This is a genomic window from Pseudonocardia sp. GCM10023141 (assembly GCF_042653605.1).
Genome location: NZ_JBHSIR010000024.1, coordinates 1 through 13777, shown reverse-complemented (window position 1 = coordinate 13777; position 13777 = coordinate 1). Strand labels below are relative to the sequence as shown.

General features: G+C 74.7%; 14 protein-coding genes and 1 pseudogene. 8 read left to right on the top strand and 7 right to left on the bottom strand.

What is annotated here, in order from left to right:
• Window position 1: 1 nt before the first annotated feature.
• From ACFPFQ_RS12805 to ACFPFQ_RS12785, 5 genes are all read right to left on the bottom strand, one after another.
• Window positions 2-2716 (bottom strand): PEP/pyruvate-binding domain-containing protein, encoded by a 2715-nt coding sequence (locus tag ACFPFQ_RS12805; protein ID WP_379618199.1) that lies wholly within the window; start codon window positions 2714-2716, stop codon window positions 2-4.
• Window positions 2717-2760: 44 nt separating this feature from the next.
• Window positions 2761-3738, bottom strand: a complete 978-nt coding sequence (locus tag ACFPFQ_RS12800; RefSeq protein ID WP_379618197.1) for an NAD(P)-dependent alcohol dehydrogenase — start codon at window positions 3736-3738, stop codon at window positions 2761-2763.
• Complete coding sequence (locus ACFPFQ_RS12795) at window positions 3735-3962, bottom strand: helix-turn-helix transcriptional regulator (protein WP_379618195.1); 228 nt, start codon at window positions 3960-3962, stop codon at window positions 3735-3737. The genes ACFPFQ_RS12800 and ACFPFQ_RS12795 overlap by 4 nt, the downstream gene beginning before the upstream one ends.
• Before the next feature lie 7 nt (window positions 3963-3969).
• Window positions 3970-4395, bottom strand: a complete 426-nt coding sequence (locus ACFPFQ_RS12790; RefSeq protein WP_379618193.1) for a hypothetical protein — start codon at window positions 4393-4395, stop codon at window positions 3970-3972.
• A gap of 102 nt (window positions 4396-4497) precedes the next feature.
• Window positions 4498-4890: a PPOX class F420-dependent oxidoreductase gene (locus tag ACFPFQ_RS12785; RefSeq protein WP_379618191.1), complete on the bottom strand. Its 393-nt coding sequence runs from the start codon at window positions 4888-4890 to the stop codon at window positions 4498-4500.
• A gap of 83 nt (window positions 4891-4973) precedes the next feature.
• On the opposite strand from ACFPFQ_RS12785, the gene ACFPFQ_RS12780 reads away from it, so the two are divergent.
• The 3 genes and pseudogenes from ACFPFQ_RS12780 to fusA all read left to right on the top strand — a co-directional run.
• Entirely contained in the window at window positions 4974-5765 is a 792-nt protein-coding gene (locus tag ACFPFQ_RS12780) for a hypothetical protein (protein ID WP_379618189.1), read from the top strand.
• Window positions 5766-6025: 260 nt separating this feature from the next.
• Window positions 6026-7144 (top strand): GTP-binding protein, encoded by a 1119-nt coding sequence (locus tag ACFPFQ_RS12775; protein ID WP_379618187.1) that lies wholly within the window; start codon window positions 6026-6028, stop codon window positions 7142-7144.
• Window positions 7111-7455: pseudogene (fusA, locus tag ACFPFQ_RS12770) on the top strand (elongation factor G); the annotation flags it as partial. The gene ACFPFQ_RS12775 and the pseudogene fusA, both read left to right, overlap by 34 nt.
• Before the next feature lie 74 nt (window positions 7456-7529).
• Here fusA and ACFPFQ_RS12765 read toward each other — a convergent pair.
• Together ACFPFQ_RS12765 and ACFPFQ_RS12760 are read right to left on the bottom strand one after the other, a co-directional pair.
• Complete coding sequence (locus tag ACFPFQ_RS12765) at window positions 7530-8897, bottom strand: pyridoxal phosphate-dependent decarboxylase family protein (RefSeq protein ID WP_379618185.1); 1368 nt, start codon at window positions 8895-8897, stop codon at window positions 7530-7532.
• A 38-nt stretch (window positions 8898-8935) separates the two neighbouring features.
• Window positions 8936-9823 carry a LysR family transcriptional regulator gene (locus ACFPFQ_RS12760; protein WP_379618183.1) on the bottom strand — a complete coding sequence of 296 codons (888 nt, stop codon included), beginning with the start codon at window positions 9821-9823 and terminating at the stop codon, window positions 8936-8938.
• Between the two features lie 83 nt (window positions 9824-9906).
• Between ACFPFQ_RS12760 and ACFPFQ_RS12755 the strand changes: the two genes are divergently transcribed.
• The 5 genes from ACFPFQ_RS12755 to ACFPFQ_RS12735 all read left to right on the top strand — a co-directional run bounded on the left by ACFPFQ_RS12755 (window position 9907) and on the right by ACFPFQ_RS12735 (window position 12754).
• On the top strand, window positions 9907-10668 hold the full coding sequence (locus ACFPFQ_RS12755) for a TSUP family transporter (RefSeq protein WP_379618181.1): 762 nt from the start codon (window positions 9907-9909) through the stop codon (window positions 10666-10668).
• A complete protein-coding gene (locus ACFPFQ_RS12750; RefSeq protein ID WP_379618179.1) occupies window positions 10661-11044 on the top strand; it encodes a hypothetical protein in 384 nt (127 codons plus the stop codon). The genes ACFPFQ_RS12755 and ACFPFQ_RS12750 overlap by 8 nt, the downstream gene beginning before the upstream one ends.
• 95 nt (window positions 11045-11139) lie before the next feature.
• Window positions 11140-11733 (top strand): RNA polymerase sigma factor, encoded by a 594-nt coding sequence (locus ACFPFQ_RS12745; RefSeq protein ID WP_379618177.1) that lies wholly within the window; start codon window positions 11140-11142, stop codon window positions 11731-11733.
• Window positions 11724-12356: an Asp23/Gls24 family envelope stress response protein gene (locus tag ACFPFQ_RS12740; RefSeq protein WP_379618175.1), complete on the top strand. Its 633-nt coding sequence runs from the start codon at window positions 11724-11726 to the stop codon at window positions 12354-12356. The genes ACFPFQ_RS12745 and ACFPFQ_RS12740 overlap by 10 nt, the downstream gene beginning before the upstream one ends.
• Complete coding sequence (locus tag ACFPFQ_RS12735; RefSeq protein ID WP_379618173.1) at window positions 12356-12754, top strand: hypothetical protein; 399 nt, start codon at window positions 12356-12358, stop codon at window positions 12752-12754. The genes ACFPFQ_RS12740 and ACFPFQ_RS12735 overlap by 1 nt, the downstream gene beginning before the upstream one ends.
• The last annotated feature ends 1023 nt before the right edge of the window (window positions 12755-13777 follow it).

Genomic DNA, 13777 nt, shown 5'->3' with positions numbered 1-13777 from the left:
GTCACCGGGCCCGGCGGCGGCGCAGCACCAGCACCACCGCGGCCAGCACCGCGGCGACCGCGAGTGCACGGCCGCGGCGCGCTGCGGGGGCGCGGGAAGCGGCGGCGAGCGGCGCCGCGGCGGGGGCCTCCTCGTCACCCTCGAGCAGCGTGACGGTGCCGGCGTCGCCGTCGACGTGCACGCGCGCGCCGTCGGTGATGCGGCGCGTGGCCGTGCCGGTGCCCAGCACCGCCGGGATGCCGTACTCCCTGGCCACGATGGAGCTGTGGCTCAGCGGGCCGCCGATGTCGGTGACGACACCCCCCGCCATCGCGAACAGCGACGTCCATGCGGGCGTCGTGATGCTGGCGACCAGCACGTCGCCGGGCTGCAGGCGGCCGAAGTCGCCCGCGCCCTCGAGCACCCGCGCGGTGGCGGTGACGCTGCCGGAGCTGGCGCCCATGCCGCGCAGCACGTTGCCGGCCTGCTCGCCCGCCACGCCGGGCATGACCGACTCGAACCGCTCCATCACCGTGCCCTGCGGCAACAGCAGCGGGGGCGTCACGCGGCGCCGTCCGCGCCACAGCGCCTTGCGCTCGTCCACCGCGACGGCGAGCCGGGCGTCGCGCGATCCCAGCACCTCCGCGGCGCGCAGCCAGTAGACGTCGTCGGCGGTGGTGATCACGCCGCTTGCCGCCAGCCGCGAGCCCAGCTCGTGCAGCATCCGGCGCAGCTGCGGCCAGGCCAGCCCGATGTCGGCGAGCGCGTCCTCCCGGATCGGCGCGATGCCCTGCGCCCAGCGCAGCAGCCGCGCGAGCACGGCGCGCCGCGCCGGGTCCAGCCTGCCGAGCGCGGCCGCCGCCACGGCATCGCGACGCTCACCGGAGACCCGCTGCCGTTCATGGGGATCGGCGCCGCCACCGCAGAGGTAGAAGCGCACCGTGTCGAGCAGCGGCGCCGGGTCGTCGGCCGGCACGGGGTTCACGAAGTCGAGGTTGTAGACGGTGTGCCCGAACCGGCCCAGATGCGCCTGGAACCGGGCCCGCCAGTCCTTCCAGGTGCCCTCGTCGACGCCGGCGGGCGGGCCGTCGGCTGCGAGCAGCCCGGCCACCTCGGCCGAGGGCGCCGTGCGCAACAGCGCGGCGAGGTCCTCGTGGTCCCGCGCCCACGTGGCGATGTCGTAGAGCGACTTCTCGGCCAGTATGGGCGCGCTGTCGAAGCCCAGCAGCATGGTCGGCGCGGGCGGATCGCCCTCCCGGCGCACGAACCGGTCGTAGAACTGCGTGAGCAGCACCTCGCTCGACGCCGCGATCGGGATGATCGTCTGCACGGCCGTGTAGTAGACCGTGCCGGCATCCAGCAGCTCGACGACCCCGGCCAGCAGCTCGGCGTCCGGCACCGCCGCCAGCGGGCGCTGCTCCCAGGCCGCGACCGCGGCGACGTAGCGGGGACGCGCGCTGTCGCGCCAGTAGGCCTTCCCGATCTTCCGGCGGGCGCCGACGGCAGCCTTCAGCAGGGACGGTCGGGGCGTGACCATTCGCAGCATCCCCGACCGCGTGTAGCGGTAGTACGCGTAGCCGTTGACCGTCGGCATCCCGATGTCGTCGTCGTGGATGGCGGCGCTGCCGAGCAGGTCGTTCATCATCGCCTGCAACCCGCGCACCACCGACGGCGCGCCGAGGTCCTCGAACAGCGGCGAGAGCGGGTCGGGCAGCTGCTCGACGATGCTCGCGCGGAAGTAGTAGTCCCGCGGACGCGGCACGACCCAGTCGGTGGGCGGGTCCACCTCCGGTGCGGGGAGCGCGGTGATCGGCCGCGACTGCACGATCCAGAACGTGCCGCCCGCACGGGCCCACTCGATGTCCTGCGGCGCCCCGAACCGCCCCTCGATGCGGCTGCCCAGCGCGGCCAGCTCCACCGCGGCGGCGTCGTCGAGGACGGGCCGGCTGCGCTGCGCCACCGGAACCGGCCGCTCCTCGGTGCCCGTGACGGCGTAGACGGTCATCACGGCCTTGTCCGCGGTGGCGCGGGACAGCACGGCGCCTGCCTGCTTGTCGACGACCAGGTCGTCGGTGGTCACCGACCCGCTCACCACCGACTCCCCCAGCCCCCACGCGGCGGAGACGACGGCCTCACCGCGGTGCCCGTTGATCGGGTTGGCGGTGAACAGGACGCCGGCGGCGTCGGCGTCGACCATCCGCTGCACCACCACGGCCAGCGCCACCGCGGCCGGGGCGATGCGCTGGCGGGCCCGGTAGGCCATGGCCCGCGCCGTCCACAGCGACGCCCAGCAGTCGCGGATCGCCGCCAGCAGCGCGTCGGCGCTGCGGACGTTGAGGTAGGTGTCCTGCTGACCGGCGAAGCTCGCCCCCTCCAGGTCCTCCGCGGTCGCCGACGACCGCACGGCCACGGCCGTCTCCCCCAGCGGGACGCGGGCGGCGAGTATCTCGCGCATCGTCGTCTCGGGGATCTCCGCGGTGTCGAACAGCGCGCGGATCCGGGCGGAGGGCTCCTCGTAGTCCGCAGGTGCGGCGTCCGCGGGCAGCGCGGCGAGCTCCTGGATGCGGGGCCCGATCCCGCTCTCGGCCACGAACTCGCGGTACGCGTCGGTGGTGAGCACGAAGCCGGCGGGCACCGGTAGGCCGGCCCGGGTGAGCTCCCCCAGGTTCGCACCCTTGCCGCCGGCGATGTCGATGTCGCCGCGGCCGAGATCCTCGAAGCGCCGGATCATGCTCATGAGCGCATTCTGCCGCGTGCCGGCGATCGCCGCGGCCCGCTCACTCAGATGGTGACGACCACCTTGCCCCGCGACCGGCCCTCCTGCACGTAGCGCAGCGCGTCGGGCACCTCGGGCAGCGTGAACGTCCGGTCGACCACCGGCGTGACGGTCCCCTCGGCGACGAAGCGGGCCACCTCGCGCATGTCGGCCGCCTTCTCGGCGGGGAACAGCGACGTCAGCCGCTGCCCGACGAACGGTGCCAGCAGGGCGGCCCGGAGCTGGCGGCCCATGCCGCCGAGGACGGCACCGCCATCCTCCCCGCCGCCGAGCACGAGGGTGCCCCGCGGCGTCAGCACGCGCCGCAGCAGCGACAGCGGGCGGTTGCCGGCGAGGTCGAGGACGAGGTCGTAGCGGCGGCCGGCGTCGGTGATCTCCTGGCGGGTGTGGTCGATGACCTCGCTCGCCCCGAGCGACCGCACCAGGTCGGCCTTCGCCGGACCGCAGACGCCCGTGACGTCGGCCCCGAGCGCCCGTGCGAGCTGCACCGCGTACGTACCCACCCCGCCGGACGCGCCGATGACCAGCACGTGCTGCCCGGACCGCAGCCGACCGACGTCGCGCAGCCCGCGCAGCGCGGTGATCCCGGAGATCGCGATCGCCGCCGCCGCCTCGAAACCGAGACCGGCCGGCTTCGGGGCCAGCTTGGCCACGGGAGCAACGGCGTACTCGGCGAAGGCGCCCCGGCCGATGCCGAACACCTCGTCCCCCACGGCGAAGCCGGCCTCACGCGCGTCGCCGCCGACCGCCTCCACCACCCCGGCCAGGTCACCGCCGAGCCCGGCGAACCGCGGCGCGCGGAGCCCGAACCCGAACAGGCGGATCAGGTGGGGCGTGCCGGTCATGAGGTGCACGGCACCCCGGTCGACCGACGCGGCGCGCACCCGGACGAGGACCTCGCCCGCGCCGGGCACCGGCACGTCCACGTCCACCAGCGACACGACGTCGGGCGGCCCGTACTCAGTGCGCACGATGGCCTTCATGGCTGCTCTCCCTCGGGGTACTGGAACACATCGTCGAGCCCGACGCCGAACACCCGCGCGATCTGGAACGCGACCTCCAGCGACGGCGAGTAGCGGCCCTGCTCGATCGCGATCACGGTCTGCCGGGTGACGTCGAGCCGGTCGGCGAGCACGGCCTGCGTCATCTCGCCGTGGGCGAACCGCAGCGCCCGGATCCGGTTGGTGACCTTCGTCGGTTTCACCACGTCGCGATCACCATGCTGGGAGTCCCCACCGGTAGGCCGCTAGCCTGGCCACCGACCCGAGCACCGCAGAGAGGACGAACGCCAGGTAGACGGCGTTGGCGATCCAGAAGTGATCGGCCCCGACGAGCGCCATGAGCAGCGCCGCGACGGCCCCGAGCACGACGAAGGAGTGCCCGATGTGCCCGCCGAACCGGCTGATCTCCCGATCTCGCTGGTCGGTGCGGCCTGCGGCGCGCGACCCGATGGCCACGGCGATGTTCCCGATGATGGAGACGGCGACGGCGATCCCGACGGTCCACACCAGCGGGCCCGCGTACGCCACCGCGGCGAGCGGCGCGGTACCCGCCCGTCCCAGTACGACGACGAGGTAGGCGACGTACCCGCCGATCGCCACCACGAGCGCGATCCACGCGCGCTTCTGTTCGAGCGACATGACTCGAAGGTAAAGCAGACTTGACGCGATGTCAAAAATTACAGACATAGTGTCAGGTTTGTCAGACCTCCGGTGTCACGCAGCCCCGGAAAGCCTGATCACTCAGAAGCGCTGACTCGTGAGCTTCTCCACCACGATCTCGGTGGCGAAGCGCACCGTGCCCGGCGGCTCGATGTCGACGTGCTCGCCTGCGTACTTCTCCGCGATGCGCCGCTCCAGCTCCAGCTCCGGGTCGCGGCGCAGCTCCCCGATCCGGCCCCGCAGCTCCACGTAGGTGGTGGGATGGGCCGGGTCGACCACGACCACCGCGATGCGGGGGTCGCGGCGCAGGTTGCGCAGCTTCTGACGGTCCTCGACGAGGCTGATCAGCACGCGGTCTCCGTCGCGCAGGAACCACATGGGCGTGACCTGGGGTTCGCCGCGGCTGCCGATCGTGGAGACGAACGCGACGGCGAGGGAGTCGAGCAGGTCGTGGAAGGGCGCGAGGGTCGGCACCCGACAGGTATACCGGCGGGGACCGACGCGGGCGACCCCGACACCGGCGATGCATGTCGTCCGGGTTCGGGCAGGATGTCCCCGTGATCGACGCGTCGACGCAGCCCAGCGCACCGGCCCTGCACCTGCCCAGCGCCGGACCCGACCCGCTGCCACTCGACACGGCCGTGGCGGCGGTGCTGGGCTATGCCCGCGGGCGGCGGCCGCTGCGGTTCCGCTCCCCTGACGCCCCGCAGGGCCGCTGGGTGCAGCTGCCCGCGTTCGGCTGGACGCGTTTCGACACCCGTCCGGTGGGGCCGCCCGGCGACCTCGACGTGCTGGTCGGTGAGGGTCTGCACGGCCGGCTGGACCGGGTCGCGTGGGCCACGGTCCGGGACGCGCTGCTGGACGTCCGCCCGCTGGCCACCACCGCCGTCGAGCGCGCCGCCGGCCGGGCCTTCTGGGAGCTGCCCGACGACGAGCTGTCGGTGCTCGGCGAGCCCGGCACGGTCGGGGCGGCCCTGCGCACGATCGGGCGCGGCAGCGGCGAGCACCACGCGCACGTGTCCGCGGCGCTGCACCACCGCCACCCCAGCGTGCTCCCGCACCTCACCCGCACCACCCGGCGCGCGCTGCTCCCCCACGTCGAGGAGGGCGACAGCGGCGTGGAGGCGGTGATCCGGCGCGAGCTGCGCGCCAACGTCGACGCCTTCGCCGCGCTGGAGGCCGCCGTGGCCGGGCTGCTCGACGACGCCCGGCCCGGGCCGCTGCGCCTGCACGACATCCTGCTCTGGCTCGCCACCACGCTGCGCCTGACCCATGCCGTCGGGCTCGGCCTGGCCACCGCCGAGTGGCAGGCGTGGGACAGCGGCCGCATCGCCGCGATGGAGCGCTGAGCCGGTCGGAGCACGCACCGCAAACCGGGTGACACGCCGTCCCGGGCGCCGTCGACACCGGGGGGAGCAGCACGTGAACGCGCAGCTGCACCCGTTCGCCGGTGTCTCGGCCCTCTCCGGCTGAGCTGATCGCCTCCCGGCCCTCCCGTCCGCGGATGGGCCGTCGGAGGCCTCGCCCACGCCCGTGACCACCCGGGTGGCGTGCGGCCGCGCCGTGTTCCGGCGAGCCAGCGATCGCCCGGTCCGTGAGAGGACCGACCATGACCCGCCACACCGATCTGCATCTCGTCCGCAACGTGGGCGTGATGGCCCACGTCGACGCCGGCAAGACCACCGTCTCGGAGCGCATCCCGTTCCTGACCGGCGTGAACCACCGCATCGGTGAGGTCCACGACGGCGCCGCGACGCTGGACTGGACCCGCCAGGAACGCGAACGCGGCATCACCATCACCGCGGCCGCCACCACCTGCACCTGGGCCGGTCACCTGCTCACGCTCGTCGACACGCCCGGCCACGTCGACTTCACCGCCGAGGTCGAGCGGACGCTGCGGGTGCTCGACGGGCTCTGGGGCGACGGCCCGGGCGACGTTGCGGAGCAGGACGTGCCCGCCTGCCTGCGCGACGCTGCCGCGCAGGCCCGGACGGAGCTGATCGAGCAGCTCGTCGACCTCGACGAGGAGCTGGGTGAGGGGTTCCTGAGCGGGGCGGCCATCGACCGATCTGCGGCCCGGTCGGCGATCCGGCGGCTGACGCTGTCCGGGCGGGCGGTGCCCGTGCTGCTGGGTCCGCGCTGCGCAACAAGGGGATCCAGCCGCTGCTCGACGCGGTCGTCGCCTTTCCTGCCCTCCCCCGTCGATGCCCGGGTGGTGGTGGGGACGCGGCCGGACGGCGACGCCGTGGCCTGCCCATCGGACCCGGACGCGCCGGCCTGCGCGCTCGCGTTCAAGCAGGCCACGCTGCCGGGCGGGCAGTCGATGACGTACGTGCGCGTGTACGCCGGCACGCTGCGCCCCGGCGACCGGGTGGTGATCAGCCGGACCGGTCGCACCGAACGCCTCGGCCGCATGCTGCTCGTGCATGCCGGCGCCACCCGGGACGTCGGTGTGCACGGTCCGGGGGAGCTCGGCCCGGGCGGGATCGGTGCGGTGATCGGGCTGCGCGACGTGCGGGACCGGCGACACGCTCGCCGATCCGGCCGCGCCGGTGCGGTCGGAGGGCATGGAGTTCCCCGACCCCGTGCTCGCGATCGTCGTCGAACCCGCGGGATGGGAGAGCCGCACCTGGAGGTGATGCTCGGGCAGCTGGTCGACGACCACGGCGTGCGGGTCACGTCCGGAGCGCCCCGGTGGCCTACCGCGAGACGGTCACGCAGCCCGTGACCGGGCACCGCACCGGTTCTCCCGCCAGACCGGCCGCGACCACGGGCGGCCGGGTGCCGCGCGAGTTCGCGGCGGCGACCGGGCTCGGCGTCGCCGACGGGCTCGCCGCGGGCCCGCTGGGCGGGTACCCGGTCGTCGGGGTGCACGTCACGCTCGTCGACGGCCTGACGCACCCGATGGACTCGTCGGAGGCGGCGTTCCGCATCGCCGGGGCCCGGGCGATCCGGGAGGCGCTGGTGCTGGCGGCCCCGGTGCTGCGGGAGCCGGTGATGGCCGTCGAGGTGGTGGTGCCCGCGGAGTTCCTGGGCACCGTGATCGGTGACCTGTCCGCCCGCCGGGGCACCGTCACCGGTCTCGGCGTCCGAGCGGGTGCCCGCCCCGGCGACTACGCCGCGGTAGCGGCCCGCAGCACGGCGGCGACCGAGCGGTCGATGTCTCGCTCGGTCGTCGTCGCGTTCGAGACCGAGACGCGGATCCAGCGCCGCCCGCGCCAGGTCGTGCCACCGAACCAGCAGGTGCCGTCGCGCTGCACCGCGTCGATCACGGCGTCGGTGCGCGCGTCGTCACCGAAGCGGGCGAGCACCTGGTTGAGCACGACGTCGTTGCCGATCTCGGCGCCGCCCGCAGCCAGTCCGGCCGCGAACCGCCCGGCGAGCGTGCAGCAGCGCGCCACCAGGTCGGCGACGCCGTCCGCGCCCAGTTCCCGCACCGCCGCCCATGCCGCGAACCCGCGGGCGCGCCGCGAGGACTCCGCCGTGAGGTCGCCGGGGGCGGGCTGGGCGCTGCCCGACCCGACCAGGTAGGCCGCGGTGTAGGACAGCGCGGCGACGTGCGTCTGCGGGTGCGCGCAGATCGCGAAGCCGCAGTCGTAGGGCAGGTTGAGCCACTTGTGCCCGTCACACCCCCAGGAGTCGGCGAGCTCCACCCCGTCCACGAGATGGGCGTGCGCGGGGCTCGCGCCCGCCCACAGCCCGAACGCGCCGTCGACGTGCACCCAGGCACCGTGCTCGCGGGCGAGCGGGATGGCGGCGCGCAGGTCGTCGCACGCGCCGGTGTTCACGTTGCCCGACTGCAGCGCCACGATCAGCGGACCGGGTGGGCCCGCGGCCAGCACGCGGCGCAGGTCGGCGACGTCGATCGCGCCGTTGGCATCGGGCGCGACCTCCTCCACCGCGGCCGTCCCGAGGCCCAGCAGCCGCAGCGCCCGGTCGATCGTCGCGTGGCGCTCGGCGCCCGCCACGACCCGCACGCGCGGCGCCCCGGCCAGCCCGTCGCGCTCGACGTCCCAGCCGGCCCGGGCGAGCACGTCGTGGCGGGCCGCGGCGAGCCCGACGGTGTTGGCGGCCTGGCCGCCCGTCACGAACCCGACGGTGGCACCGGCCGGCAGCCCGAGCAGCTCGGTGATCCACCGCCCCGCCACGGCCTCCGCCGCCGCGCCCGCCGGGGAGAGCACCGCGTTCATGGCGTTCTGGTCCCAGCCCGCGGCGAGCACCTCCGCCGCCGTCGACGAGGCGAGCGCGCCACCGACGACGAACCCGAAGTACCGCGGGCCCGCCGTCGCGACCAGCCCGCCCGCTGCGGCCGCGATCAGCTCCTCGACGACCTCGGCGGCGGGCGTCGGCGTACGGGGCAGCGGGCCGTCGAACGCCGCGCGCACCGCATCGTCGGTCAGCGCCGCGCGGACCGGCTGCGCGGCGAGGCCGGCGCGGTAGGCGGCGGCGACCCCGGCCGCGCGGGCAAGGAGATCGTCCACCGCCGCGACGCTACGCCGCGCCGCCGCACCGGGACGCTTCAGCGGGATGCGGCCCGCAGGTGCTCGGCCAGTGCCGCGAGCGCGGCGGGTGAGCTCGGCGAGCGGGTGCCCCAGCACAGCAGGTGGTGGCGGCGGGCCCACGGGTCCTGCAGCTCGCGGACGTCGAGCGCGAGCTCGGGCGGGATCGCCCTGCGCGGGACGACGGCGAGCCCGACACCGGCGGCGACCAGCGCGATCAGCGTGGTGAGGTCGCCGACGAGCGTGCGGTAGCGCGCCGCCGGCGCGTGCGCGCCGAGGTGCTTCTCGATCCACTGCTGCAGCGACGACTGCGCGTCGAGCCCGACGAGCGGGTGCTCGGCCACCTCGCGGTAGGTCATCGTCGCGCGCTCGGCGAGCACCCCGCCGGCCTGCCCGATCACGACGATCGAGTCGTCACCCAGTCGTTCGGTGCGCAGGCCGGAGTCCCGGGACTCGCCGTCGAGGACGATGCCGAGATCGGCCCCGCCGTCGGCGAGCAGGTGCAGCGTCTGTGGCGTGCGGCGCTCGGCGACGGTGACGTCGACCTCGGGGCGTTCCCGCAGGAACGCGGCGAGCGCCTGCGGCACCAGCCGGTGCATCGCCGAGCCGCCCGCGAGCAGCACCAGCGGCGCGACCGATGGTCGGACGTAGCCGGCCACCGCGCTCTCCATCCGCACCGTCTGGTCGAGCACGTCGCGGGCGTGGCGTGCCAGCGTCGAACCGGCCGGGGTGGGTCGCACGCCCCGGCGGCCCCGCACCAGCAGCTCGACCCCGGCGTGGTGCTCGAGCGAGCGGACCCGGGCGCTGGCCGAGGGCAGGCTCAGGTGCATCCGGCGCGCTCCCGCCGTGATCGACCCCTCCGTGACGACGTGCACGAACAACCTCAGATCGTCCAGGTCGTAGCGCATACGCCACAGCCTATGGCTCGGCCTGAGGCTGGCTGCGTCGATCGCGCATTGTGCAGCTCGCGCAACGGCTCGATGCTCGACGGATGATCGACGTCGCCGTGCTCCTGCTCGCCGGGCTCGCCGCCGGCGCGCTCAACGCCGTCGGCGGGGGTGGCACATTCGTGGCGCTGCCTGCACTCGTGGCCGTCGGGCTGTCGCCCGTCACGGCCAACGCGGCGACCACGGTGGCGCTGGTGCCCGCCGCGCTCCTCAGCGCCTGGGTCTACCGGCGCGCGATCGTGCCGGTCGGGACGACATCAACCGTGGCGCTGACCGTGATGAGCGTGCTCGGCGGGGGGTTGGGTGTCGCGCTGCTGCTGGTGCTGCCGTCGTCCTCGTTCGACGCCGCGGTGCCGTGGCTGCTGGGGTTCGCGACGGTGGTACTCGCGTTCGGACGGCGGGTCTCCGGCCGGCTCGTGGCGTGGCGGGGCCGGCCCGTCGGCCTGGGCGTCGGGGCGGTGCTGGCCGGGCAGTTCGTCCTCGCCGTCTACGGCGGATACTTCGGCGGGGCCGTAGGCATCCTCATGCTCGCGCTGTGGGGCATCGGGCTCGGGCTCGACACGGCGGTCAGCAACCCGATGCGCGTCGCGCAACTGGCAGCCGTCTACCTCACGGCCACCGTGGCCTTCCTCGTCGCCTCCGACGTGCTCGCCGACCCCGGGCCGCCGGCGTTGGTGCTGGTCGGAGCGCTGGCCGGCGGTCATGCCGGGGCGCACCTGGCGCGGCGGCTGCCGGGCCGCGTGCTGCGCGGCGCCGTCCTCGGCACGGCGGTGACCATGACCGTGCTGTACGCGATCCATGGCTAGCGCACCCGACCGTCGAGTGGCCCGGCTGCTCGCGGCGTACGAGGCGTGCGAGCTCAGCGACCTCGCCCGGAGCGCGGTCACGACCGGAGGATCGCTGCTCGACGACGCCGCCCAGGTGCTGCGAGCCGCACTGCGCTACGCCGAGGCCGCTGCGGCGGCCGCGCGCGTCGAGGGTGCCGGCTGGGACGACATCGGCGCCGCACTGGGCATGGCGCCGGAGCGGGCGCGGGAGCGCTTCGCGGCGGCCGAGGAGCGGCTGCGCGCTGCGGCCGACCCGGATCCGGTGGCTGGCGGCTGGTGGCGCCACCACGCCCGCCGGGATCCGGACGAGCTGGCCGCCGACCTCGCCGACTGGGTGCGCCGCAACCCCTCGTGACCCTCGTCACATCAGGTTCGCCGTGACATCGCGGCGCCTCACGACGTCTCACTGGCAACGGTCGACACCCGACGGCCGCCGGAGGGAGGGTCTCGGTGAGTGCGGCAGGGCCTGCGGCCCTCGGTCCGGCGCCGGTCGATCCCGGCGAGCTGGACGAGGCCACCCTGGTGGCACGGGCGCGGGACCGGGACGCGGGGGCGTTCGAGGTGCTGGTGCGACGCTACGAACGACGCATCTACGCGCTGTGCGTCCGCATGCTGGGTCCGGGTCGGGCGGAAGCGCAGGACGTCGCGCAGGACGCCTTCATCACGGCATGGCGGCGGCTGCCCGACATCGAGCAGGACGGGGCGTTCGGCGGCTGGCTCTACCGGATCGCCACGAACCGCTGCCTCACCGCGCTGCGGTCGAAGCGGCCGACCAGCGAGATCGACGAGCGGAACGCGCCCGCCGCCACCGCGCCGGGCACCGATCCCCAGCGGACGGCGCAGAACGCCGCGGCGATGGACGCGCTGAGCAGGGCGTTGCAGTACCTGCCACCATCGCAGCGGGCGGCGTGGTTGCTCCGCGAGGTGCACGGCCGTTCCTACGACGAGATCGCCGCGCTGGTGGGAGCGAGCCCGACAGCGGTTCGAGGACGGATCGCGCGGGCACGGATCGAGCTGGCGGAGGTGATGGCGCCATGGCGATGAACGCGGACGACGCCCCGAACCCGAGCGGTCTCGACGACCCGGCACGGGAGCACGGCCTGCCGTGCGGGCGCACCGTCGAGGCTGTGTGGACGGAGCTGGAGGAGCAGACGACCAGCGAGCACGGCGTAGGTTGCCCGCACTGCACCACCGTGCGGGCGAGCCTGACGCAGCTCATGGAGGCCACCCGGCTGCTCGTCGACGACCCGATCGAACCCCCCGCCGGGATGATGGAGCGGATCATGGACGCGGTCCGCGCCGACCTGGGACGGTCGTCGTCGATCCCGCTCCCGACGCCGTCCGGGCTGCCACCGGCACTGGGAGGGATCGACATCTCGACCTCCGCGTTGGCCGCGGTGCTGCGCTACGCCGTCGACGGGGTCGACGGGGTGCGCGCCCAGCGCTGCCGCGTGGAGCTCGACCCCGACCGGCCCTACACCGTGCTGGTGACGATGTCGGTGTCGCTGCGCTACTCCGCATCCGGCGCCGACGGCCGGGTCGAGCTGCTCGACGAGGCCCGCACGCGGGTGCGCGCGGCGATCGGCGAGCAGGTCGGCCTGCGGATCGCGGCGCTCGACATCGAGGTCGCCGACGTCTGGACCGACCCGGCCAGTGATGCCCGGTGATGCCGCCGGAACCGGCGACGTCGCTGTTCGGATCGCTGGACGTCGTCGTCGAGGTGCGTTGTGCGGAGGCCGCGGCCGCGGCGGCCCGCGCGGTGCCGGGCGTGGCACGGTTGCAGCCGGGGGTGGTCGGGCTGCTGATGCAGTTCGTCCGGGAGGGCTGGCAACGCGCCACCGGGCTGGACCTGCCCGACATCGCCGGGGTGCAGGCCGAACTGGAGCACGACGGCACCGGCGGGGCCGCCAGCGGCGTCGCGATCGACGTGCGGGTGGTGGTGCGGGCGGGGTTCCACACCGCCGCCGTTGCGGTGGCGGTGCAGGAGGCGGTGGTGGCGGCGGTGCCGCTCCCGGTCAGCGGGGTTGCGGTGCATGTGGTGGATGTGGAGTTGCACGGGAGGTAGGGGCGGGTCGGGTCGAGTTGGGTTGTGTGCCCCGGCTTTAGGGCCGCCTCGCCGGCGGGGCAGGTGGGGGGCGCCCGGTGTGCGCGCAGCGCGCGCACGGGCTCTCGGCCTCGGCAGGGCACGGGGCGGCAGGCGCACGGCTTGCCGCGAGTTGCGCTCCAACGCACCGCGAGTCGGGATGGATCGGCCCGCGAGTCGGGGTGGCCGAAGGGTCGCGTTCGGTTGCGTGCCCCGGCTTTTAGGGCCGCCTCGCCGGCGGGGCAGGTCTCCGAGAGGTTGGAGGTCGTGTCCCGGTGTGCGCGCAGCGCGCGCCCGGGCTCTCGGCCGGGCAGGGCACGGGGCAGCAGGCGAACGGCTTGCCGCGAGTTGCGCTCGAACGCACCGCGAGTTGCGACGGAAGGACCCGCGAGTCGGGATGGATCGGCCCGCGAGTCGGGACGGCCGAAGGGTCGCGTTCCGTTGCGTGCCCCGGCTTTAGGGCCGCCTCGCCGGCGGGGCAGGTCTCCAGGAGGTGGGGGTCGTGTCCTCCCGTCGACCTACCCGACGGGCTACCACGCGGCCGCCCCACGGTCAGGCTTGGTCGTGGATCTAGGGGTGCCGGAGTGGCTGCCCGTGGGGCGGCCACGTGGTCGGAATCGGGCAGGCCGACGGGAGGACACTCCGGGCCCCGGTGTGCGCGCAGCGCGCACCTGGGCTCTCGGCCTCGGCAGGGCACGGGGCAGCAGACGCACGGCTTGCCGCGAGTTGCGGTGAATGGCCCCGCGAGTTGCGACGGAAGGACCCGCGAGTTGGGGTCACGTTGCACGGCCAGATGAGCTTGATCAGCGATCGCGGTACCTGAGCTGCATGGGTGCACCTCCGGTACCGCAGCTGGCGATCATGGCCGGTGCTCCGCAACCGATGCGACAGATAGGGCTTCGTCGAGAACGAAGTTAATGTGATCAACAGGGCCATGGGCGTGTCACGGCATCCGTGTAAGCCGCGGGTGGACCAAGATCGGCTCAGCGTGATCTTCACGCTGCC